Origin of the sequence: Pimelobacter sp. 30-1, from assembly GCF_018831735.1 — a bacterium.
GTDB lineage: Bacteria > Actinomycetota > Actinomycetes > Propionibacteriales > Nocardioidaceae > Nocardioides.
Map to the genome: position 1 here is coordinate 790,430 of NZ_NHTS01000003.1, position 21,311 is coordinate 811,740.

Here is a 21,311-nt window from a genome sequence, read left to right on the forward strand (position 1 = left end):
GGCCGCGCAGGTGCGTCCTAGGACGCGGTCTTGCCGAAGTAGGCGTCCTGCAGCAGCGTCATGTCGCTGACCTCGCTGGCCGGCGACGACAGCATCGTCTTGCCCATGTCGAGGACGGTGACGTGGTCGGCGATCGCGAACGACGCCTCGACCGCCTGCTCGACGAGCAGGATGCCGATGCCGGTCTCCTTGAGCTGGTGGACGCGCTCCATCACCTCGTTGACGATGACCGGAGCCAGACCACCGGACGGCTCGTCGAGCATGAGCAGGCTGGGTTGGGACATGAGCGCCTGGCCGATGGCGAGCATCTGCTGCTGGCCACCGGACATGCTCGACGCGGGCAGCGCCCGCTTCTCGGCGAGGATCGGGAAGAGCTCGTAGATCCGCTCGACCTCCGAGCGCAGCTCGGCGCGCTTCATCTTGCGGGTGTAGCCGCCCAGCAGCAGGTTCTGCTCGATCGTCTGGGAGTGGAAGACGCGCTTGCCCTCCTGGACGTAGGCGATGCCCTGCCGGACCCGCTGGTGGGCGGGCACCTTGGCGAGCGACTCGCCTCGGTAGCGCACCTCGCCGGCAACGATCTTGTTGAGCCCGCTGATCGCGCGGATCGTCGTGGTCTTGCCGGCGCCGTTGCGGCCGAGCAGGACGGTGATCTCACCGGCCCGGACGTCGAAGGAGACGTCCCACACGACCCGCAGGTCGCCGTACCCGGTGCCGAGGCCGCGGACCTCGAGCAGCGGAGTGCTGTCGGACTGCGTCATCGGACTCCTCCCGCCTGCTTGTCGGGATCGATGCCGAGGTACTCGGCCATCACCCGCTCGTTGTTCTGGATCTCCTCGGGCGTGCCCTTGGCCATCAGCTCGCCGTGGGCGAGGGCGACGATCTCGTCGGCCAGCGAGAGGACCAGCTGGAAGTTGTGCTCCACCAGGACGACGGTCCCGCCGGCATCGCGCACCCGGCGGATCACCTCGGCCAGGCGGTCCACCTCGTGCTCGTCGAGCCCGGAGGCGGTCTCGTCGAGCAGCAGCACGCCGGGGTTGCTGATCAGGCAGCGCGCCACCTCGAGCAGCCGGCGCTGGCCGAGCGGGAGCGCGGTCGCCTCAGCGTCCTCGAGGTGCCGGATGCCGACGAGCTCGAGCACCCGGTCGGCCTCGCTGAGGTCGGCCTTGCGCACCTTGCGGTAGCGCGGCAGGCGCAGCACGGCCTCGAGCACGGTGGCGCGGTTTCCGGCGTACCGACCGGCCATGACGGCCTCGCGGACCGTGATGCCCTCGGGGATGTTGGGCGTCTGGAAGGTCCGCGCGACACCGGTCCGGGCGACCCGGTCGGGGCCCATCCGCTGCAGGTGCCGGTCGTCGAGGGCGATGACCCCCGCGTCGGTGCGGTAGAAGCCGCAGATCATGTTGAGCAGCGTGGTCTTGCCCGAGCCGTTGGGGCCGATGAGGGCGGTGACCCGGCCCGGCGAGGCGACCAGGTCGACGCCCTTGAGCGCCTGGTTGCCGCCGAACGACTTGGCGACGCCCTCGACCTTGAGCACCTTGCCGGGGACGGCGGGCACCTCGTCGTCGGGGCGGGCGTCCAGTCCGGCGGCGCCGGCCGCGACGGCCGGGTCCTCACCGAGCGTCTTCTTCCACAGCGAGCGGGCCAGACCGGACAGACCGCCGGTCAGGAGCACGCCGCCGATGATGAGGAAGGCGCCGGTGACGACCAGCGAGTAGCGCTGGAACTCGGTCGACTGGTTGAGCCCGAACTGCAGGATGAACGCGCCGAACACCGCGCCGTAGACGCTGGCCGAGCCGCCGAGCACCGAGGCCGCGAGAATCGTGGTGGCGACGGTGAACGAGAAGGCCTCGGGCGAGATGTAGAGGTCGAGGCTGGCGAAGAGCGCGCCGGCGAGGCCGGCCGGGACGGCGCCGAGGGCGTAGGCCATCAGCTTCATCCGGAACACGTTGATGCCCATGGACGCGGCCAGGACGGGGCTCTGCTTGAGCACCCGCAGCGCGGTGCCGTGCCGGGAGACGGCGATATTGCGCATCACCGCGAACCAGGCGACGGTCACCACCGCGATGACCATGAAGTAGTCCTCGGGCGTGAGCATCCGGCCGAAGAGCGTCGGCGACAGGATGCCGGTCAGGCCGTTGCGGCCGCCGGTGTCCTCGCGGAAGATCGCGAGCACGTCGGGCAGCAGCAGCACCAGGAAGAACGACGTCATCGCCAGCGACCAGCTGCCCAGGCGCAGACCCGGGATACCGGTGACGATGCCGACCAGCAGCGCCGCGACACCGGCCGCGACGAGCTGGAGCAGGATGTCGGTGTGCCCGCGCTGGGACAGCATGCCGGCGGTGTAGGCGCCGGCGGCGTACATCGCGACCTGGCCGAGAGCGAGCTCTCCGGCGAAGCCGAGGCTGAGGTTGAGGCCGCTGACGAGCAGCGACAGGATCATCGCCAGCTGGAGCTGGCGGACGATGGAGTACTCCAGGTTGAAGTACGGCACGAGGATCAGCAGGATCCCCAGCACCAGCGGGACGAGCCAGAGCGGTCCCGCGGCGATACGACGGGCGAGCGGCAGACCAGCCATGAGTCAGACCACCCTTTCCTTCGTCCGGACGAACAAGCCCGCAGGGCGCAGCATCAAGATGGTGACGAGGATGAGGAAGACCGCGAGGTTGGCGTACTCACCGCCCAGGTAGCGCGAGGCGAACGCCTCGGCCAGGCCGACGAGGGTGCCGCCGACCAGCGTGCCGGGCATCGAGCCGAAGCCGCCGATGGCCAGCACCACGAAGCCCTTGAGCGCGAGCGCCGCCCCCAGCGTCGAGACCGCGAACGTCTTGGAGCCGACGAAGAGGCCGACGAAGCCGGCGAGCGCACCCGCCGCGACGAACGCCATGAACGCCAGGCGGCGGACGTTGACGCCGCGCAGCAGGGCGGCCTCGCGGTCCTCGGCCATGCCGAGCAGGGCGAGACCGGTGAGCGAGCGACGGCTGTAGATGCCGAGCCCGACGACGAGCAGCACCGCGATCGCGATGAGGAAGATCTCGACCGGGTAGACCCGGCCGCCGAACAGCGAGATCGCCTTGTCGCCGGCGAAGAACGGCACGCTCAGCGGCTGGCTGCCCCAGGTCAGCTGGGCGAGGCCGTCGAGCAGGATCGAGGCGCCGAGCGTGGTCACCAGGATGTTGTGCATGTCGCCGACGGGACGGATCGCGATCCGCTCCTCGATCGCGGCGACCAGCGCGACCGCGGCGGCCGCGATCACCAGGACCAGCAGGGTCGGCAGGTGCCACTTGACCAGGCCGGTGTAGGCCACGAAGGCGCCGACCATGGTCAGCTGCGCGTGGGCGAAGTTGAAGGTCTTCGAGGAGATGAAGACGATGTTGTAGCCGATGGCCACGATCGCGTAGATCGCGCCCAGGGACAGGCCACCCCAGATCAGAGTCACGGTGCTTCCTCGGGTCGTCGAACGGGTGAAAGGCCGGTGGGGCGGGAGATTCCCGCCCCACCGGCACCTCAGGTGGTTACTGGAACTGGCCGTCCACGAGCGGGCCCGGGGCGATGAACGCGAACTCCTCGGGGCCGGGGTTCGCGGCGTGCGAGTCGGCGCTGAAGAGGTAGGTGCCGATCACGGCGGTGGTCGCGTCCTGCTGGACGGAGGAGTCCGTGAGCGCCTCGGCGAGCTTCTTCGGGTCGGTCGAGCCGGCCTTCTCGGCCGCGGCCTGGACGAGCGCCAGGGCGTCGTTGTTGTAGGCCACGATGAGGGTCGACTTGATCGGGTCGATGGCCTTCATCCGGGCGACGAGGTCGTTGACGTCGGTCGCGGCCGGGTCCTTGGCGGTGCTCTTGTAGACCTGCATGACCAGGTTCTTCACGGCCGGGGTGCCCAGGACGCCGGACGGCGGCTCGGTGGAGATCAGGCCGGTCGCGGCGACCGAGGTGTTGCCGACGATCGGGATGTCCCAACCGAGCTTCTCCACGCCCTTGAGGACGTAGCCGAGCGGGGCGCCGTACGCGTCGAGGACGAGCGCGTCGGGGTTCTTCGAGCGGATCGCCTCGAGCTGGGCGGTCATGTCGAGCGCCGCGACGTCGTACTCCTCGTTGGCGACGACGTCGAGGCCGGCCCCGTCGAAGGTCTTCTCGGCGGCGGCGCCGTAGACCTCGCCGTAGGAGCTGGAGCCGTGCAGGATGCCGACCTTCTTGTAGCCCTTCTCCGCGAAGTACGGCGGGAAGGCGTCGAGCTGGTTCTGCGCGCTCGCCGACAGGTCGAAGTTGAGCGGGAAGGCCTTCGGGTCGGCCGAGGTCTCCGTCGGGCCGATGTTGAAGGACAGGATGTTGTTCTGCTTGAGGATCGGCAGGGTCGCGTCGGCGACCGTCGACGGGCCCGAGTTCAGGACCAGGTCGGGCTTGCCCTTGGCGATCGCCTCGCGCAGCTTGGTGACGGCGACGGTCGGGTCGGCCTGGTCGTCGACGACCTTGATGGTGACCTTCTTGCCGTCGATGCCGCCGTTCTTGTTGACGAGCTCGACCCCGGCCTTGGCCGAGAGCACCGAGGTGGAGGCGTTGTCCGCCAGCACACCCTCGGCCGAGACGCCACCGAGCACCAGCACGTGGTACTCGTCGTCGCTTCCGCTCGAGTCCTCACCGGCACAGCCGGCGGCGACGAGAGCGAGGGCAGCGAGGCCACCGACCACCTTGAACAGACGTGTCTTCATCCCAGTTCCTTCTGATGACTTCCAGCAAACCAAGCGCTTGCTAGTTCGACGCTAGATGACCTCTGTCACAACGGTCAAGCAAGCGCTTGATTGTTTGAGGCGACAGACGTCGGCGATCCGCGAACCCGAGACGGCGCGGTCCGACCGAGGTACCCCGGGGGCGAGTGCCGGCGAGGGCCCGAGCTCCTCGCTGTTTCCTTCCGGGGTATTTCGAGTAGTCATAGTACGAGGGAAACCGAGCGAATGCTAGGTAGGGAATTTCGGGCGTCCGACGGGCGCGCGCGTGGCCTTCCGACCCGGGGCGTGCACCGGCAAGAAGTGCCCCGATCGCCAGTCCTGGAGGGCGATTCCTGACGATCCGGCCCTCGGGCGCCCCTCAAGGTCTTGACACATGTCTGACATGTGGGGAATCTCATGTCTGACAGATTCTCCGCCCTCAGGGAGGTCCCCCGTGACCGCTGAAACCACCGTGGCGTCGGCCAACCGCGATGTCGTCGTCCACAGCCTGACCAACTACGCCTCGCTCGCCGTCGTCGGCGGCGAGCACACCGTCGTCATCGACGAGCCGCGCGAGTTCGACGGCGACGGCACGGCGCCCAACCCGTTCGGCCTCGTGCTGTCCGCCCTCGGCGGCTGCATGGCCGGCACGCTGCGCGGCGTCGCCCGGCAGGGCGGCTTCGAGTACGACGACGCGACGATCCGGCTCTCGCTGCGGGTCAACCGCCCGACCTCCGGCCCGCTCGACCCGGGCGAGCGCGAGCTGCGGATCTCCCGGATCATCGCCGAGGTCACCGTGCGCGGCGACCTCACCGCCGAGCAGCAGGACGCGCTGCGCCAGGGCATCGAGACCTGCCCGGTCGGCAACACCCTGCGCCGGGCGCTCAACCTGCAGGAGAGCGTCGCGTTCGAGGTGGCGGCATGAGCGCCCCCGAGCAGGTCGACCTCCTCGTCACCGGCGCCCGGCTGACCGACGGCTCCGTCGTCGCGCTCGGTGTGCGCGACGGGCGCTACGTGTTCGTCGCGCCCGAGCCGCCGGCGGGCACCACCGCGACGACCACGATCGACGCCGAGGGTCGGCTCGTCACCCCGACCTTCGTCAACGGCCACCTGCACCTGGAGAAGGTGCACTCGCTCGACCGTGCGGGCGACGGCGCCCTGGCGGCGTACACGTCGGGGAACATGGGAGCCGCGCTGCGCTCCATCGTGCGCGAGGCCAGCCAGGTCAAGCGGCAGTACGACCGCTCGTGGCTGGTCCCCAACATCCGTCGCGCGCTCGACGCCGCCGTCGAGAACGGCACGCTGCACATGCAGACGTTCGTCGACGTCGACACGACCGCGCGCCTGGTCGGCATGGAGGCGGTGCTCGAGGTCCGCGAGGAGTACCGCGACCTGCTCGACCTCCAGGTCGTCGCCTTCCCCCAGGACGGGCTGATCCGCGACCCCGGCGCGGCCGAGCTGTGCGAGGAGGCGCTGCGGATGGGCGCCGACGTCGTCGGCGGCATCCCCTGGATCGAGATGACCGACGCCGACGCGCAGGCCCACGTCACGTGGGCGTGCCGGCTCGCGAGCGAGCAGGGCAAGCGCGTCGCGATGCTCGTCGACGACGCCGGCGACCCGAGCCTGCGCACCACCCAGATGCTCGCCCAGGCGATGCTCGACCACGGCCTCCAGGGCCGCGGCGTCGCGTGCCACGCCCGGGCCCTGGCGGAGTACCCCCAGCCCACGCTGCAGCGGCTGATGGACCTCGCCCAGGCGGCCGGCCTCGGCTTCGTCTCCGACCCGCACACCGGGCCGCTGCACCTGCCGGTGCGCGACTTCGCCGAGGACGGCATCGCCGTCGCGCTCGGGCAGGACGACGTCGAGGACGCGTACTACCCGTTCGGCCGCAACAACATGCTGGAGGTCGCCTTCCTGGCGGCGCACACCCTGCGCTTCCTCACCCACGAGGACCAGCGGCTGCTGCTCGAGCTCATCACCACCCGGGCGGCCGACGTGCTCGGCGTACCGGACCACGGGATCGCGGTCGGCCACACCGCCGACCTCTGCGTGCACCCGTACGAGTCGGTGCGCGACGTCCTCACCGAGCACGCCCGCCCGCGGTGGGTCGTGCGGCGCGGCCGCGTGATCGCGGAGTCCGAGACCCGGACCCGGATCCTGCGCTGAGCGCAGCGTGCGCCGCGCGGACTACCAGTCCGCGCGGCGCACCATCGCGTAGCGGAACGCCCCGCGCAGGTGCACCTCGCGGGTCCAGTAGCAGACCCGGCCGGTCCGGCTGATCCCCGTGGCGTCCAACGTCATCGCGGGCTCGCCGGCCGGCCGCCCGGTCAGCGCGGCCTCGTCGTCCGAGAGCCCGTCGGCGCCGGGGAACACCAGCTCCCACCCGACCCGCTCACCGGTCAGCGCGATCGCCAGGTCGACCATCGGCGTCGCGGGGTCGAGGCTCTCGGGATCGGTCCGGGTCAGCACCGGCACCACGTCGCGCGCGACGAGCACCGGCTCGCCGTCGGCCGACCACACCTTCGTCGTACGGAGGACGGTCTGGCGGGGCGACACGTCGTGCTCGTGGGCCTCGTCCAGCGTGACCTCCTCGACGCGCACGTCGACCACGTCGAGGGACGGCGTACGGCCCATCGCGGCGATCAGCTCAGAGCTGTCGAGCCGCTGCTCGAAGCGCGCCGGGATGCCGAGCAGCGAGCTGTTGACCGTCGTGTCGGCGCCCTTGCGCCGATGGATGAACCCGCGCTCCTCGAGCCGTACCAGCGCCTCGCGCACCGCCGGCCGGCTGACCTCGAGCGACGAGGCCAGCGCGATCTCGCTCGGCATCGCCGCGCCCCGCTCGGCGGCCTCGGTCCAGAGCCGCTGCAACCGGCGCTCGACCGGCTCCGGCAGCTCGGACCCCGTCATGGCGCCACCCTAGAGGAGGCGTGCCGTGCCGCCGCACGGTGTCCGAGGGAGTGGACCGGGCAACCCTGCGCCCTCGGTGCCGCAACCCTGCGACTTCGGGGTCGAACCGTGCCACTTCGGCGGGGGGTGGGGTCAGCCGAAGCGGGTCCAGCCCTCGAGGATGACGAGGGTCTTGGTGCTGGCGATGGGGCCGCTGGAGCGGAGCTGGCTGACCACGCGGCGCAGGTCCTCGACGCCGTCGACGCGGACCCGGACGAGGGCGTCGGGGTCGCCGGCGAGGGTGAGGACCTCCTCGACCTCGGGGATCTGGGCGACGTACTCCATGATCTGAGCGAGGTCGAGGTCGTCGGCGAACTGGAGCTCGGTGACGGCCTCGATGCCGGTGGCGATCCGGCCGTGGTTGACCTGGACGGTGTAGCGCTCGATGACGCCGACCTTCTCGAGGCGGGCGATGCGGCGCTGGACCGGGGCGACGGTCAGGCCGACGGCGGTGGCGATCTCGCGGAGGGGGCGCCGGGCGTTCTCGCGCAGGAGGTCGAGGATCGCGCGGTCGGTCTGGTCGAGGACGGCTTGCTCGCTCACGCAACGAAGCGTACGCCTGACAGCGCCTTTGTTGCGCCTCGGGCGCAGGCGCGGGAGCAGAGGTTGCGGATCGTCGCCAAAGTGCGGGATCGAGGTTGTGACCCGGCGCACCTGGGCGCCAGGCTCGTCCCTGCGACCCGCCCGCACTCCCCCTGCCCCCTGGAGAGCCTGATGACCATCACCGCCCCGTCCCCGTCCGCCGAGCTCGTCTTCGAGCGCACCGACGAGCTGAGCACCGCCGGCCACGAGCAGGTGGTCTTCTGCCGCGACGAGGCGAGCGGTCTGCGGGCGATCATCGCGCTCCACGACACCCGGCTCGGCCCGGCGCTGGGCGGCACCCGGTTCTACCCCTACGCCTCCGAGAGCGCCGCGCTGACCGACGTCCTGCGCCTCTCGCAGGGCATGACGCACAAGGCCGCGGCCGCGGGCATCGCGCTCGGCGGCGGCAAGGCCGTCATCATCGGCGACCCCGCGACGACCAAGACGCCCGACCTGCTGCGGGCCTACGGCCGCTTCGTCGACACGCTGTCCGGGCGCTACTTCACCGCCGCCGACGTCGGTACGACGGCCGAGGACCTCGACGTCGTCGCCACCACCACCTCGTACGTCGTGGGCACCAACAGCGGCTCCGGCGACAGCGGCTTCTCCACCGCCTACGGCGTCTTCTCCGCGATGCGCGCCGCCGCCGAGCACCGCTGGGGCCCCGAGGGCCTGCGCGGGCGCACCGTCGGCGTCGAGGGCATCGGCAAGGTCGGCACCCACCTGGTCTCGCTGCTCCTCGACGCGGGTGCCCGGGTGTCCGTGGCCGACCCGTCGGCCGACTCGGTCGCCCGCCTGGTCGGGCGCCACCCCGAGGTCGCCGTGCTGGCGTCGGTGCGCGACGCGGCGCTCGACGTCTACGCCCCCTGCGCGCTCGGCGCGACCCTGACGCCCGCCTCCGTCGCGGCGCTGCAGGCCGCCGTCGTGTGCGGCGCGGCCAACAACCAGCTGCTCGACTCCTCGGTCGCCGGCCTGCTCCAGGGCCGCGAGATCACCTGGGTCCCCGACTACGTCGCCAACGCCGGCGGCCTGATCCAGGTCGGCGGCGAGATCTGGAAGCGCTCGCCCGAGGAGGTCCGTGCCGAGGTCGGCACGATCGCCGACACGGTCCGCACGATCCTGGACCGCTCGGCGGCCGGCGGCCGGAGCCCGCTCGACGTCGCGGCCGAGGTGGTCGCGGAGCGACTGGCAGCGGCCCCGGCGCGGGAGGCGCGGGGATGACCGAGCTCATCGACCGGCCCACGACGAGCCCCGAGCCCGCGGCGTCGTACGACCTCGCGGACCGGTACCGCCCCGGCGGCCCGCCGATGCTGCTCACCGGCGTCCAGGCGATCGCCCGGCTCCTGGTCGAGCACCGCGCCCTCGACCGGCGCCGCGGCCTGCGCACGGCGTCGTTCATCTCCGGCTACCAGGGCAGCCCGCTCGGCGGTCTCGACAAGATGCTCGGCGAGATGCGCGACGTGCTCGACGAGAACGACATCCGCTTCGTGCCCGGCCTCAACGAGGAGCTCGCGGCCACCTCGATGTGGGGCAGCCAGATCGAGCTCCCGCTCGGCCGGCGCACCCACGACGGCGTGACCGGCTTCTGGTACGGCAAGGGCCCCGGCCTCGACCGCGCCACCGACGCCCTCCGCCACGCCAACATGTACGGCGTCCACCCGCTCGGCGGCGCGCTGCTGCTGGTCGGCGACGACCCGGCGTCGAAGTCGTCGACCGTGCCGGCCGTCAGCGAGCGCTCGCTGGCCGCGCTCGGCATCCCGGTGCTCTTCCCGCGCAACGCCGAGGAGATCGTCACCCTCGGCCTGCACGGCATCGAGATGTCGCGGACCTCGGGCTGCGTGGTCGCACTCAAGATCGTCGCTGACGTCGCCGACGGTGCCTGGGTCGTCGACCCGTCCGTGGGCGACCTCGCGCCGGTCATCCCCTCGATCGAGTGGAACGGCGCCCCCTACACCTACCGCCAGCAGCCCCTCGTGGTCAGCCCGACCGCGATCGTGGCCACCGAGGCCGAGCTCGTCGGCCCCCGCACCGAGCTGGCGCGCGCCTACGCCGCGGCCAACGGGATCGACCGCGTCGAGATCGACCCGCCGCACGCGACGACCGGCTTCGTCGCCACCGGCAGCTGCTACGACTCGATGCGCCAGGCGATGACCGACCTCGGCATCACCGACGAGGCGCTGCACGCGGCCGGCATCCGGGTGCTCCGGCTGGGCCTGATGAGCCCCGTCGAGCCCGGCGTCGTACGACGGTTCGCGGCGGGCCTCGACCGCCTCGTGGTGATCGAGGACAAGACGTCCTTCGTCGAGACCCAGATCCGCGACATCCTCTACGGCACGGCCGGTGCGCCCCAGGTGCTCGGCAAGAAGGACAGCACCGGCCTCACGCTGGTGCCCGCCGACGGCGAGCTCACCTCGGGTCGCCTGCTGGCGCCCATGCGCCACCTGCTCCAGGGCACCGTGGCGCTCCAGCCGCCGCCGGCCAAGCGGATCCCGCTGCCGCTGCTGTCGACCAGCCGGTCGGCGTACTTCTGCAGCGGCTGCCCGCACAACCGCTCCACCGCGATCCCCGACGGCTCGATGGGCGGCGGCGGCATCGGCTGCCACGCCATGGTCACGGTCTCCGACCGCGACGACAGCGCGGTCACCGGCCTGACCCAGATGGGCGGCGAGGGCGCGCAGTGGATCGGCCAGGCCTGGTTCACCGACGCCGGCCACGTCTTCCAGAACGTCGGCGACGGCACGTTCTTCCACTCCGCCCAGCTCGCCGTGCAGGCCTGCATCGCGGCCGGCGTCAACATCACCTACAAGGTGCTCTACAACGACGTCGTCGCGATGACCGGCGCCCAGGACGCCGAGGGCGCGCTCAGCGTCCCCCAGCTCACCCGCAAGCTGCACACCGAGGGTGTGCGCAAGATCGTCGTGTGCGCCGACGAGCCGAGCCGGCACAAGCGCCGCGACCTGGCTCCCGGCACCCTGCTGTGGGACCGCACCCGGCTCGACGAGGCGCAGAAGATGCTGCGCGAGGTCCCCGGCGTCACCGTGCTGATCTACGACCAGCACTGCGCCGCGGACGCCCGCCGCCAGCGCAAGCGGGGCGCCCTGCCCACCCGCACCAAGCGCGTCGTCATCAACGAGGCCGTGTGCGAGGGCTGCGGCGACTGCGGCGTCAAGAGCAACTGCCTCTCGGTGCAGCCCGTCGAGACCGAGTACGGCCGCAAGACCCGCATCGAGCAGACCTCCTGCAACACCGACTACAGCTGCCTCGAGGGCGACTGCCCGTCGTTCGTCACGGTCGAGACCGCCCCCCGCCGCCGGCGCAAGGCACCCCAGGCGGGCAAGGCGGCCAAGACCCCCAAGGCCAAGCGCTCGTACCCGACCCCGCCGAGCGCCGCCCCCAGCGTCGCCGAGCAGCGGGTCACCACGACCCAGAACGTCTTCATGGTCGGCATCGGCGGAACCGGCATCGTCACCGTCAACCAGGTGCTCGCCACCGCCGCCCTGCGCGCCGGCTACGGCGTCGAGTCGCTCGACCAGACCGGCCTGAGCCAGAAGGCGGGCCCGGTCACCGGTCACCTGCGGTTCGCCGACGGCGAGCTCGAGCCGGCCAACCGGCTCACCCCGGGCTCGGCCGACTGCTTCCTCGGCTTCGACCTGCTGACCCTCGCCGAGGACCGCAACCTCGCCTACGGCGCGACGGCGCTGACCCGCACGGTGGTCTCGACCAGCCGCACCCCCACGGGCGCCATGGTCTACGACCCGTCGGTGCAGCACCCCGACGACGGCGACCTCCTCACCCGGGTCCGCACGGCGAGCAAGGAGCTCTTCGACTTCGACGCGCTCGAGGCGGCGGACCGGATCTTCGGCAACACGGTCGCGGCCAACTTCCTGCTGGTCGGCGCCGCCTACCAGACCGGTGCGCTGCTGCTGCCGGCGGCGGCGATCGAGGAGGCCATCGAGATCAACGGCACCGCCGTCGCCGCCAACGTCGCCGCCTTCCGCTGGGGACGCGTCGCGGTCACCGACCCGGCCGCCTTCCACGCCGCCAACGCCGGCGCCGCTGCGGCCGCGCCGGTCGCGGCGAGCACGCCGGTCGTGCCCGCGTCGGTTGCCGCCTCGGGCCTGCAGGGCGAGGTCCTGCGGCTGGTCGAGCGCCGCGCCGCGGACCTCGTCGGCTACCAGGACGAGCGGCTCGCCGACGCCTACGTCGACGTGGTCGCCGCGATCGCCCGGGCCGAGCAGGCGGTGACGACGGAGACCCGCTTCAGCGAGGCCGTCGCGCGTCACCTGTTCAAGCTGACCGCCTACAAGGACGAGTACGAGGTCGCCCGGCTGCTCACCGACCCGGCGTTCGTCGCGTCGACCGGTGCGGCGTACCCCGGCGGCACGGTGTCCTTCCAGCTGCACCCGCCGGCGCTGCGCGCCCTGGGCCGCAAGAAGAAGGTCGGCTTCGGCCCGCGCTCGCACGTCACGCTGCGGGCCCTGGCCCGGATGAAGTTCCTGCGCGGCACCGCGGCCGACCCGTTCGGCTACGCCCACGTACGGCGGGTGGAGCGCGACCTGCGCGACCACTACCGCACGCTGGTCGCCGACCTGGCCCGGGAGCTCACGCCCGCCGGGTACGACCGGGCGGTGCGTCTGGCGGAGCTCCCGGACCTGGTCCGCGGCTACGAGGGCGTCAAGCTGCGCAACGTGGAGCGCTACGTGGCCGAGCTGGCCGAGCTGGGCGTGACGCCCCCGGCCGTGAAGCTCGCGTAGGCCCGCGCGAAGGTACGCGCCGCCGCGACCAGCTCGCCGACCTCGACCCACTCGTCGGCCGTGTGGGCCTGACGGATCGAGCCCGGACCGTAGATGACGGTCGGGATGGCGAGCTGGTTGCGGAGGAAGCGCCCGTCGGTGGCGAGCGAGAGCCCCACGAAGTCGTCGGCACCCGTCAGCCCCGCGACGAAGCGGGGGAACGGATGGTCGGCGGGCACCTCGGAGGGCTCCACCACGACGAGCGTCTCGAGGTCGTAGACCGCGCCGGGGCAGGCCGCGTCGATCACCCGGCGCAGCCCGGCGAGGACGTCGGCGACGCTCTCCCCCGGCGCCGTACGTCGGTCGAGCACGAACGTGCACCACGGCGCGATGACGTTGCGCGCCACCCCGCCCTCGACCAGCGCGACATTGCACGTCGGCGTACCGACGTAGGGGTGGGCGGCGGCGGAGACGGCGCCGTCGTGCAGGGCGGTGATCATCCGCGCCGCGTCGGCGATCGCCGACCGGGCGGCGCCCGGCTCGGAGCCGTGCCCGGCCTCGCCCTCGACCCGGACCCGCACCTGGACCGTGCCGCGCTCGGCGACGGAGATCGCGAGCTCGGTCGGCTCCGGGACGAGGCAGGCGTCGGCCTGGACCCGGCCGGCGGCGACGAGCGCCTCGGTGCCGTGGGCTCCCCCGGTCTCCTCGTCGGCGACCAGGTGCAGCACGATCGTGGCCGGTGGCTCGACGCCCGCGTCCCGGCAGGCGGCGAGACCCTCGATGGCGGCGGCGATCCCGCCCTTCATGTCGGCCGTGCCCCGGCCGTGGAGGCGGGTGCCGACCAGGGTCGGCTCGAACGGCGGGTGGGTCCAGTCCGCCGCGACCACCGGGACGACGTCGATGTGGCCGTTGACCAGGAGGGTCCCCGCCGAGCCGGCCCTGGGGCGGTAGGTCGCGAGGACCGACGGCCGCCCGGGGACGGGCTCGACGACCTCGACCGCGCAGCCGAGGCCCTCGAGGACGCCGACCAGGGCCGGGACGACGGAGGTCTCGCGGCCCGGCGGGTTCTGGGTGTCACACCGGACCAGGGCCTCGGTCAGCGCGACCACGCGCTCCGGGGAGACAGCGGCGGCGGCAGCATCGGCGCTCATCGGAGGTCCGCCGCGTCCAGGATGCCGACCTCGACCAGACCGTCGACGAACCCGCTCAGTGCGGGGCGCTCGCGGAGCAGGGCGGTCAGGACCTCGCGGCCGAGCGAGGTCCGCCCGGCGCGGAGGGCGACCACCGCACGCCACAGGGCGGCCTCGCGGTTGTCGCCCAGGAGGTCCTCGGCCGCGGCGAGCCGGTCGAGCATCGCGTCGGCCAGGGCCGGGTCGACGGCGGCGCGGGCACCGATCACCAGCGGGGCCGCGAAGAGCGCGGCGCCGACGGCTCCGAAGCCCTCGTGGAGCGGCAGCATCCGCTCCAGCTCGGCCACCGGGTCGGGATGGTCGTCGACCCGGAGGTCGGCGAGGACCTCGCGCCACGGCGTCGCCGTACGGCGGCCGCTGACGACGGAGACGACCGCCGACTGCGAGCCGCGGACGTCGCCGCCCGCGTCCTCGCCGGCGCGCAGGGCGGCGACGAGGCGGTGGGCGAGGGGCGGCGCGTCCGGGCCGGCCGGGGTTCCGAGCAGCAGCGCGGGCGCGACCTCGGCCGAGGCGAGCATGTTGCCGCCCGCGACCGAGGTCACGTCGGCCGCGCTGCTCACCGCCGGGGCGCAGGCCCGGCCGTGGTGGGCGGCGCTGCGTCCGGTGGCGTCCATGACGAGGAGCTGGCGGTGCTCCGCGAGGTCGTCGCCGGCGACGAGGAGGCGCACCACCTCGTCCGGCGAGCCGCCCTCGCGGAGCAGGCCGAGGCCCAGGTGCGGCCAGTCGGTGTTCGCGAACGCCTGGCTGACCACGGCGCCGACCCCGGCCTCGGCCCGGCCCACGACCGAGCCGACGCCGAAGAAGTGCGACTGCGAGGCGAAGCCGAGCGAGCCGTCGCGGGGGTCGAACCCGATCACCGAGAACGTCATCGGGCGCCCACCCTCCCGGCTCGCCGGGCCGGGCGCGGCGCGGCCGCCTCCCGGACCCGGAGGCCGACGAGCGCCAGGCTGGCCCCCGGGATGATCCCGGTCATCGCTCGCCCCGGACCCGCGGGAGCAGCTCGGTCGCGAGCCGCGCCACCTCGGCCTCGGCGTCGTCGCCGGGGACCAGGCAGAAGCTGACCGCCGTGGCCCCGGCCTCGCCCAGCCGCCGGATCTTGCGGGCGCAGGTGTCCGGGTCGCCGACGATCGCGAGGTCGTCGATCCAGGCGTCGGGGATCTTGGCGACCGCCTCCTCGAACGGCAGCGTGGCGAGGTGGGCCGCCTCGTCGGCGATCCCGTGCGCCTCGGTCATCGGGTTGCGCGGCCCCGCCAGCAGGTAGATGGCGAACAGCTCGCGCAGCCGCTCCCGGGCCTCCAGCGCGTCGTCGGCCATGCTCACGAAGGTGTAGGCGACGAGGTCGAAGTCCTCCCCCGCCCCGCCCTCGGCGACCGCGGCGGCCGCCCAGCGGACGTACTCCTCACCGGCGAGGACCGAGAGGATCGCGCCGTCGGCGATCCCGCCCGCGGTGCGCAGCGCCTTGGGGCCGCCGACACCCAGGAAGAGCGCGGGCGGGGTGGCCGGCGCGTGCTCCAGGCGTACGCCGGAGGCGACGAAGTCGTCGTTGGCCGTGGTGAGCTCGCCGCCCTCGAGCAGGAGGCGCAGTGCGCCGAGGGTGTTCTTGAGCGCGGTCAGCGGCTTGGCCGGGCCGATGCCCATCTGCTCCAGCCAGTCCGGCACGCCGACGCCGACACCGGCGGTGAGCCGGCCCGGGTAGATCTCGGCCATCGTCGCGAGCTCCATCGCCAGGAGCGCGGGATGGCGCGAGGTGGTCGGCAGGATGCCGATGCCGACCGGCAGGGTGGTGTGCGCGAGCGCGGCGCCGGCGGTGGCGATGCCGCCGGTGAAGAAGTAGTCCTCGCCGACCCACAGCTCGTCGAAGCCGCCCTGCTCGGCCGCGCGGGCCAGGGCGACGGTCTCACCCGGGGGCTGCGCGCTGCCGAGGACCAGGCCGATGCGGGGGCCGCGGCTGCTCGTCGTCCCCATCTCAGACCCCCTCGGGAAGCGGGTTCCACGGCACCCAGCCGAGGCCGCGCGACGCCGTCGAGCCGCCGAGGCCGGGACGCTCCTCGTCGAGCTCGGGCAGGGCGGTGATCTGGGTGTGCCACATCCGCCACTCGGGCGCGCCGGAGCCGTTGTCGCGGTGGTAGATCTCGGTGGCCCGCCCGACCGTCGCATCGACGTTGTCGGCGGTCCACTCGCCGCCGTCGCGCATCTCGGCCTCGATCGAGAACTCGCAGGCGAGCCAGGCCATGTCGCCCTTGATCTCCAGGCGCATGACCCGGGTGGTCATGCCGCCGGACTGGTCGATGAGGTCGCGGTAGAACTCCCAGAGGGCGACCTTCTCGCGCAGGCTGAAGTAGGGGTGCCCGTTGAAGTTGAACATGAGGTACTCCTCGCCGGGCTCCGGGAAGACCTTGCTCATGCGCGGGATGTCCCAGTCCAGGTTGGACTCCCACCACTCCCGGTGCAGGTGCAGGATCTGGTCGATGTCCTCCTGCGGTGCGGTACGGCGGGCGAAGGTCGGTGCGGTCATGCGGGTGGTTCCTCTCTGATGGGGGTGGAGCGGTCGGTCAGCGGCCGGTGACGTGGGCGCGGACCAGGTCCGCGACGTCGCCGGCGGCGCCGTAGAGGGGGAGGTGGCCCTGGCCCGCGAGCACCGCGAGCCGTCCTCCGGTACGCCGGGCGAGCTCGGCCGAGTCCGCGACCGGGCAGCCCTGGTCGTGCTCGCCGACGACGGCGAGCACCGGGCAGGTGATCCGGTCGGCGTGGTCGAGCGCGGCGCTCGCAGCCGCAGCCCGCCAGATCGCGGCGACCTGGGCGCGGACCGCGCCGGGCACGGTGTGCGCGACCGCGTCGGCGGCCTGCTCGGGGGTGAGCCCGGGCTCGCCGGCGACGATCGCGCGGAGCAGCTCGCCAGCGCCGAGGCGGTCGAGCTCGGCCAGGAACTCCGCGGTGTCGGCGGCGCTCGCGGCCCGGCAGGCGCCGCCCACGGTGGTGAGCGTGCGGACCCGGGCCGGGTCCGTCGCGGCGAGGGCGGCGAGCACCGCGGCGCCGACCGAGGCGCCGACGCCGTGGGCGGCGGGCCAGCCGAGCTCGTCGAGCACGTGCCGGCAGGACGCGGTCCAGGTCGCGAGGTCGTAGTCGGCGCGCGGGGCGGAGCGGCCGTGGCCGGGCAGGTCGACGGCGGCGCAGGACCAGTCGGCGGGGAGGCGCGCGACGACCCGGTCCCAGCTCGCCGCCTGCATGTTGGCCGGGTGCACGAGGAGCACCCGGGGGGCCGCGCGGCCGGCCGGAGCGGCCGCCTCGCGGAGCAGGACGGACACGCCGCCGCGCAGCTCGACGCGTCGCGGGAGGACCTCGGCGGGGGTGCGCATGGTTCGAGACTCTACATCTTTCTTGTAAGTTTGGTCCATGACGAGTCACCAGGAACCGGCCGATAGGGTGGCGCGATGACCGACCCCGCGGAGAGCTGGCGCACGATCGGTGACGTCGCCGCCGAGATCGGCGTGAGTCCCCAGACCCTGCGCGTGTGGGAGAAGCAGGAGCTCCTCGTCCCCGACCGCACCGGCGGCGGCCAGCGGCGCTACGCACCCGAGCACGTCGCCCGGGCCCGCCAGATCGCCGAGCTCCGGCGCCGGCACGGCTGGAACCCCGCGGCGATCCGGATCTCGCTGCCCGACGACGGCACCACCGACCCGGTCGAGCAGCAGCCCGCCGCGGCGCCCCAGCCCGACGGCGCCCGGCTGCGCCGCGCCCGGCTCGCCCGGGGGCTCTCCCTGGCCGCACTGGCCCGCGAGGCGGAGACCTCGACCGCGCACCTGTCGTCGATCGAGCGCGGCCTCGACCGGCCCTCCACCCAGCTCGTCGCCCGGCTCACCGACGCCCTGGGCATCCCGATGAGCGGCCTGGCGGACTTCCACGCGACCGACGCGACCGTCGTACGCGAGGAGGACCGGGCGCCCGTCGAGCTCGAGAACGGCGCCCACTGGGAGGAGCTCTCGATGCCCGGGCACCAGCTCGAGCCGGCGATGCTCACGATCGCGCCGAGCGGATCGAGCGGCGGCCCCTACTCCCGGCCGGGCGAGACCTTCGCGCACGTGCTCGTGGGCGAGGTCGAGTTCCGGCTCGGCGGGACCTCCCACGACCACGAGCAGGCAGCCGACACCGCGACCGTCGGGCCCGGCGACTCGATCACGGTGCCGCCCAACATCTTCCTGTCGTGGCGCAACCCCGGCGACATCCCGGCCCGGTGCCTGTGGATCGAGCTGCTCCCGCCGCACGCGTGGTCCGACCCGATGACCCAGCGCATCGTGCGGGCCGCCTCCGGCGTCACGCCGGTCGGCTGAGCGGCGCCTCGAACAGCTCGCGCGTACGGCGTCCCGCCGTCGCGCGGGCCATCCGGCGGCGCTCCTCGGGCGTGGTGCCACCCCACACCCCGAACTCGGCACCCAGCTCGAGCGCCATCCCCAGGCACTCCTCGCGCACCGGGCAGCGGGCGCACACCGTCCGCGCGATCGCCGCGAGGTTGCGCGCGGTGCGCCCCAGGCTGCCGTCGGGGAAGAAGAGCTCGGGGTCCTCCCACAGGCACTCGGCCGCGTCCCACCACACCGCTCAACGCCCCCGGCTCACGCCGAGGTCCCCGTCGAGCTGGTGCCGGCTGCGCGCCACGGCCGCCTCCTCGCGGGCCACGTCGTGGCCGCGGGTGAGCAGCCAGTAGACGAGTCCCGGCACGACGAGGCCGATCACGAAGGCGAGGTCGACCCCGCCCACGTCGTCCAGCAGCGGACCCTCGATCGTCCCGACCCGGACGAAGGGCGCCAGCGCGAGCAGACCGAGGACGTAGGCGAGGAGCCCGCGCCAGCCCCACAGGCCGTAGATCCCGTCGGGACGGAAGATCTCGGTCACCGCGTAGTGCCCGCGGCGCACGAAGTAGTAGTCGACCAGGTTGACCGCGGTCCACGGCACGAGCACGTAGAGCATGATCGTCACGAAGTCGTTGAAGCTCCCGAGGTACGACGCCGGCAGCCACTGCGCGACCGCGAACACCGCGACGGCGCCGCCCACGATGCCGAGCGCGCGGTTGCGGGCCGAGACCTGCAGGCTGGGGCGGAACGACTGGACGATGCTCAGCGAGGACAGCATGGCGCCGTACAGGTTGACGCCCATGAGCGCGATCGCGCCGGGGATGAGCACCAGCACCACCGCGAGCTCGCCGAAGCCGTCGAACCACTGGTCGCCGACGTACTGGAGGTTGGTCAGGGCGTCGGGCACCGGCACCGACGCCGCGATGAAGTTGCCCAGCGACATCAGCCACAGCGCGGACAGGCAGGCGCCGAGGTAGGTCCAGCCGATGACCGCGCGCTGCGAGGTGTCGGCCGGCAGGTAGCGCGAGTAGTCGGAGACGTAGACGGCGTACCCGAGCTGGTAGCCGGTCGCCGCCACGAACTGCGCGAGCAGCCCCGCCCACGAGAAGCCGTCGCCCACGGCCGGAGCGGCGGGCGTCAGGTTCGCGAGCGCGAGCACCGTGAGGATGCCGAAGACCGGCACCACGAGGTAGGGCAGCCAGCGGAGCACGACGTGGAGCAGGTCGTAGCCGAAGATCGCGAGCCCGGTCGCCAGCCCGACGATGACCACGCTCCAGCCGAGCGTCGTCCAGCCGAGGTACGACGCCAGGACCTGCGACCCGAGAAGCACGCCGAACGAGCTGAACCCGAGGTAGACGCCGATCACCGCGATCATCGGCACGCTCGCGCCGCGCAGGCCGAACTGCGCGCGGGACTGGATCATCTGGGGCAGGCCCATCGTGGGGCCCTGGTTGGCGTGGAACGCCATGAAGCAGGTGCCGAAGAGCACGCCCGCGATCGTCGCGACGAGCGACCAGGCGAGCGAGAGCCCCAGCACCGGACCGACGAAGCCGACGACCATGGTGGTCGGCACGAACTGGCCGGTGAACCAGAAGGGCGCCTGCTGCCAGGCCTTCCCGTGCCGCTCGGACTGCGGCACGTAGTCGATGGACCGGGTCTCCGGCTCCATCCTGCGTCCCGCAGCCGGCCGCGTCGTCCCTGCGTCGATGTCTTCGGTCGCCGCCATCGCTCCACCTCTCGCTCGGCCGTACCGTTCAGCCGTTCGGCGATAACCTACAACCTTCTTGTAACTTTGTCGCCAGGTTCGGGCCGCCGAATTCTCCGGCGCCCCGAGACCTGGCTCAGCCGATCACCAGCTGATCTCGATCTCCAGCTCGTTCTCGTCACCCACCTCGATCTCGACCTTGAGCTCGACCTCATCCGGCACGCTGACCGTGATCCGGCGGCCGTTCTTGTCGATCTCGAGGGAGTTGTGGCGCGAGAGCGCGTCGGCGATGGCCCGGAGGCGGTCGGCGGCGGCCTCACGGCTGAGGCGCTCGGCGTGGTCGGTCTCGAAGAGGTCCATGGGCTCACCCTCCCACGGGGCTGGTCACCGCGATCCTGCGAGCGCGCAGGGCTCCGGCGAGGGTCGGGACGAGGATCACCAGGCCGGCGACCAGCAGCGCGACACCGAGTCCCGCCTTGAGCAGCGCGGCGCCCACGAGCGCCCCGACCAGGATCAGCGCGACCGCCAGCACCCGCCGTCCCGAGCCCTTGCCGTCGCCGCTGCCGAAGACGGAGTCCGAGGCCAGCCCGGTGATCGTCGAGGTGACGACGACCGTCGTGACGTCCTTGACCGCGAGGAAGCGCGCGGTCGCGGCCTGCACCCCCATCGCCGTACCGAGGACGGTGGTGAGCACCACCTGGATCTCACGCCCCGGCTCGTCCCCGACCACCATCAGCACCACCGCGAGCCCCAGGACGACGACGCCCACCGCCGCGAACAGCGCCGTCGTACGCCCGCTCCAGCCGGCGGCGGCCGCCCGCAGCACCCGGCCGGCCAGCGCCGCGCCGACCATGAAGCCCACCAGGGCGAGCAGCGGGCCGACCACCGGCAGGTCGTCGGCGCCCGCCAGACCCATGCCGAGGATGACGACATTGCCCGTCATGTTGCCGGTGAAGACGCGGTCGAGGCCGAGGTAGCCGACGGCGTCGATGATCCCGGTCGAGAAGGTCAGCACGAGCAGGGCACCGAGGTGGAAGCGCTCGTGGGGGACGGCGGAGAGGCGGGCGATCACCGATCGAGGCTAGCGCCGGGCCCGGGGACGCCGAGGC

At 72.9% G+C, this 21,311-nt stretch carries 20 protein-coding genes; 5 read left to right on the forward strand and 15 right to left on the reverse strand.

The window, feature by feature from the left end; genetic code table 11:
* Positions 1-17: 17 nt before the first annotated feature.
* The 4 genes from CCO04_RS09175 to CCO04_RS09190 form a co-directional block, all read right to left on the reverse strand.
* The gene (locus CCO04_RS09175) at positions 18-758 is read right to left on the reverse strand and encodes an ABC transporter ATP-binding protein (RefSeq protein WP_215813768.1); all 741 of its coding nucleotides are present in this window, start codon (positions 756-758) and stop codon (positions 18-20) included.
* Complete coding sequence (locus tag CCO04_RS09180; RefSeq protein ID WP_215813769.1) at positions 755-2,575, reverse strand: ATP-binding cassette domain-containing protein; 1,821 nt, start codon at positions 2,573-2,575, stop codon at positions 755-757. The genes CCO04_RS09175 and CCO04_RS09180 overlap by 4 nt, the downstream gene beginning before the upstream one ends.
* A gap of 3 nt (positions 2,576-2,578) precedes the next feature.
* Positions 2,579-3,436 (reverse strand): branched-chain amino acid ABC transporter permease, encoded by an 858-nt coding sequence (locus tag CCO04_RS09185; RefSeq protein ID WP_215813770.1) that lies wholly within the window; start codon positions 3,434-3,436, stop codon positions 2,579-2,581.
* Positions 3,437-3,512: 76 nt separating this feature from the next.
* Positions 3,513-4,703, reverse strand: a complete 1,191-nt coding sequence (locus CCO04_RS09190) for an ABC transporter substrate-binding protein (RefSeq protein ID WP_215813771.1) — start codon at positions 4,701-4,703, stop codon at positions 3,513-3,515.
* 451 nt (positions 4,704-5,154) lie between these two features.
* Here CCO04_RS09190 and CCO04_RS29170 point away from each other — a divergent pair, with 451 nt between their 5' ends.
* Positions 5,155-5,625 carry an OsmC family protein gene (locus tag CCO04_RS29170; protein WP_215813772.1) on the forward strand — a complete coding sequence of 157 codons (471 nt, stop codon included), beginning with the start codon at positions 5,155-5,157 and terminating at the stop codon, positions 5,623-5,625.
* Positions 5,622-6,866, forward strand: a complete 1,245-nt coding sequence (locus CCO04_RS09200; RefSeq protein WP_215813773.1) for an amidohydrolase family protein — start codon at positions 5,622-5,624, stop codon at positions 6,864-6,866. The genes CCO04_RS29170 and CCO04_RS09200 overlap by 4 nt, the downstream gene beginning before the upstream one ends.
* A 21-nt stretch (positions 6,867-6,887) precedes the next feature.
* Here the strand turns inward: CCO04_RS09200 and CCO04_RS09205 are convergent, their stop codons facing one another.
* Together CCO04_RS09205 and CCO04_RS09210 are read right to left on the reverse strand one after the other, a co-directional pair.
* Positions 6,888-7,607 (reverse strand): GntR family transcriptional regulator, encoded by a 720-nt coding sequence (locus CCO04_RS09205; protein ID WP_215813774.1) that lies wholly within the window; start codon positions 7,605-7,607, stop codon positions 6,888-6,890.
* 132 nt (positions 7,608-7,739) lie between these two features.
* Complete coding sequence (locus tag CCO04_RS09210; protein WP_215813775.1) at positions 7,740-8,189, reverse strand: Lrp/AsnC family transcriptional regulator; 450 nt, start codon at positions 8,187-8,189, stop codon at positions 7,740-7,742.
* A 171-nt stretch (positions 8,190-8,360) separates the two neighbouring features.
* Between CCO04_RS09210 and CCO04_RS09215 the strand changes: the two genes are divergently transcribed.
* Both CCO04_RS09215 and CCO04_RS09220 read left to right on the forward strand, forming a co-directional pair.
* Positions 8,361-9,449, forward strand: a complete 1,089-nt coding sequence (locus CCO04_RS09215; RefSeq protein ID WP_215813776.1) for a Glu/Leu/Phe/Val dehydrogenase dimerization domain-containing protein — start codon at positions 8,361-8,363, stop codon at positions 9,447-9,449.
* On the forward strand, positions 9,446-12,982 hold the full coding sequence (locus CCO04_RS09220; protein ID WP_215813777.1) for an indolepyruvate ferredoxin oxidoreductase family protein: 3,537 nt from the start codon (positions 9,446-9,448) through the stop codon (positions 12,980-12,982). Before CCO04_RS09215 ends, CCO04_RS09220 begins: the two co-directional genes overlap by 4 nt.
* On the opposite strand, the gene CCO04_RS09225 is transcribed toward CCO04_RS09220, so the two are convergent.
* The 5 genes from CCO04_RS09225 to CCO04_RS09245 all read right to left on the reverse strand — a co-directional run bounded on the left by CCO04_RS09225 (position 12,925) and on the right by CCO04_RS09245 (position 17,507).
* Positions 12,925-14,112 carry a M20 family metallopeptidase gene (locus tag CCO04_RS09225; RefSeq protein ID WP_215813778.1) on the reverse strand — a complete coding sequence of 396 codons (1,188 nt, stop codon included), beginning with the start codon at positions 14,110-14,112 and terminating at the stop codon, positions 12,925-12,927. The genes CCO04_RS09220 and CCO04_RS09225 overlap by 58 nt on opposite strands.
* On the reverse strand, positions 14,109-15,020 hold the full coding sequence (locus tag CCO04_RS09230; RefSeq protein WP_215813779.1) for a DUF1028 domain-containing protein: 912 nt from the start codon (positions 15,018-15,020) through the stop codon (positions 14,109-14,111). The genes CCO04_RS09225 and CCO04_RS09230 overlap by 4 nt, the downstream gene beginning before the upstream one ends.
* Before the next feature lie 100 nt (positions 15,021-15,120).
* Positions 15,121-16,116, reverse strand: coding sequence for an LLM class flavin-dependent oxidoreductase (locus CCO04_RS09235; protein ID WP_215813780.1), 996 nt, complete (start codon positions 16,114-16,116; stop codon positions 15,121-15,123).
* A 1-nt stretch (position 16,117) separates the two neighbouring features.
* The gene (locus CCO04_RS09240) at positions 16,118-16,666 is read right to left on the reverse strand and encodes a nuclear transport factor 2 family protein (protein ID WP_215813781.1); all 549 of its coding nucleotides are present in this window, start codon (positions 16,664-16,666) and stop codon (positions 16,118-16,120) included.
* A 37-nt stretch (positions 16,667-16,703) separates the two neighbouring features.
* Positions 16,704-17,507, reverse strand: a complete 804-nt coding sequence (locus CCO04_RS09245; RefSeq protein ID WP_215813782.1) for an alpha/beta fold hydrolase — start codon at positions 17,505-17,507, stop codon at positions 16,704-16,706.
* 75 nt (positions 17,508-17,582) lie between these two features.
* Between CCO04_RS09245 and CCO04_RS09250 the strand changes: the two genes are divergently transcribed.
* Positions 17,583-18,479: a MerR family transcriptional regulator gene (locus CCO04_RS09250; RefSeq protein WP_215813783.1), complete on the forward strand. Its 897-nt coding sequence runs from the start codon at positions 17,583-17,585 to the stop codon at positions 18,477-18,479.
* Here the strand turns inward: CCO04_RS09250 and CCO04_RS09255 are convergent.
* The 4 genes from CCO04_RS09255 to CCO04_RS09270 all read right to left on the reverse strand — a co-directional run bounded on the left by CCO04_RS09255 (position 18,463) and on the right by CCO04_RS09270 (position 21,274).
* Complete coding sequence (locus CCO04_RS09255; RefSeq protein WP_215813784.1) at positions 18,463-18,741, reverse strand: WhiB family transcriptional regulator; 279 nt, start codon at positions 18,739-18,741, stop codon at positions 18,463-18,465. The genes CCO04_RS09250 and CCO04_RS09255 overlap by 17 nt on opposite strands.
* 3 nt (positions 18,742-18,744) lie before the next feature.
* The gene (locus tag CCO04_RS09260) at positions 18,745-20,166 is read right to left on the reverse strand and encodes a cytosine permease (RefSeq protein ID WP_215813785.1); all 1,422 of its coding nucleotides are present in this window, start codon (positions 20,164-20,166) and stop codon (positions 18,745-18,747) included.
* Between the two features lie 180 nt (positions 20,167-20,346).
* The gene (locus tag CCO04_RS09265; protein ID WP_215813786.1) at positions 20,347-20,562 is read right to left on the reverse strand and encodes an amphi-Trp domain-containing protein; all 216 of its coding nucleotides are present in this window, start codon (positions 20,560-20,562) and stop codon (positions 20,347-20,349) included.
* 4 nt (positions 20,563-20,566) lie between these two features.
* Positions 20,567-21,274 carry a YoaK family protein gene (locus CCO04_RS09270; RefSeq protein WP_215813787.1) on the reverse strand — a complete coding sequence of 236 codons (708 nt, stop codon included), beginning with the start codon at positions 21,272-21,274 and terminating at the stop codon, positions 20,567-20,569.
* Positions 21,275-21,311: the final 37 nt, after the last annotated feature.

Excerpts from the sequence above, each read along its gene's own strand:
- CCO04_RS09230 (WP_215813779.1), bottom strand. The coding sequence starts at position 15,020 with ATGACGTTCTCGGTGATCGGGTTCGACCCCCGCGACGGCTCGCTCGGC.
- CCO04_RS09220 (WP_215813777.1), top strand. The coding sequence starts at position 9,446 with ATGACCGAGCTCATCGACCGGCCCACGACGAGCCCCGAGCCCGCGGCG.
- CCO04_RS09190 (WP_215813771.1), bottom strand. The coding sequence starts at position 4,703 with ATGAAGACACGTCTGTTCAAGGTGGTCGGTGGCCTCGCTGCCCTCGCT.
- CCO04_RS09235 (WP_215813780.1), bottom strand. The coding sequence starts at position 16,116 with ATGGGGACGACGAGCAGCCGCGGCCCCCGCATCGGCCTGGTCCTCGGC.
- CCO04_RS09175 (WP_215813768.1), bottom strand. The coding sequence starts at position 758 with ATGACGCAGTCCGACAGCACTCCGCTGCTCGAGGTCCGCGGCCTCGGC.
- CCO04_RS09200 (WP_215813773.1), top strand. The coding sequence starts at position 5,622 with ATGAGCGCCCCCGAGCAGGTCGACCTCCTCGTCACCGGCGCCCGGCTG.
- CCO04_RS09205 (WP_215813774.1), bottom strand. The coding sequence starts at position 7,607 with ATGACGGGGTCCGAGCTGCCGGAGCCGGTCGAGCGCCGGTTGCAGCGG.
- CCO04_RS09240 (WP_215813781.1), bottom strand. The coding sequence starts at position 16,666 with ATGACCGCACCGACCTTCGCCCGCCGTACCGCACCGCAGGAGGACATC.
- CCO04_RS09265 (WP_215813786.1), bottom strand. The coding sequence starts at position 20,562 with ATGGACCTCTTCGAGACCGACCACGCCGAGCGCCTCAGCCGTGAGGCC.
- CCO04_RS09180 (WP_215813769.1), bottom strand. The coding sequence starts at position 2,575 with ATGGCTGGTCTGCCGCTCGCCCGTCGTATCGCCGCGGGACCGCTCTGG.
- CCO04_RS09225 (WP_215813778.1), bottom strand. The coding sequence starts at position 14,112 with ATGAGCGCCGATGCTGCCGCCGCCGCTGTCTCCCCGGAGCGCGTGGTC.
- CCO04_RS09250 (WP_215813783.1), top strand. The coding sequence starts at position 17,583 with ATGACCGACCCCGCGGAGAGCTGGCGCACGATCGGTGACGTCGCCGCC.
- CCO04_RS09245 (WP_215813782.1), bottom strand. The coding sequence starts at position 17,507 with ATGCGCACCCCCGCCGAGGTCCTCCCGCGACGCGTCGAGCTGCGCGGC.
- CCO04_RS09260 (WP_215813785.1), bottom strand. The coding sequence starts at position 20,166 with ATGGAGCCGGAGACCCGGTCCATCGACTACGTGCCGCAGTCCGAGCGG.
- CCO04_RS09215 (WP_215813776.1), top strand. The coding sequence starts at position 8,361 with ATGACCATCACCGCCCCGTCCCCGTCCGCCGAGCTCGTCTTCGAGCGC.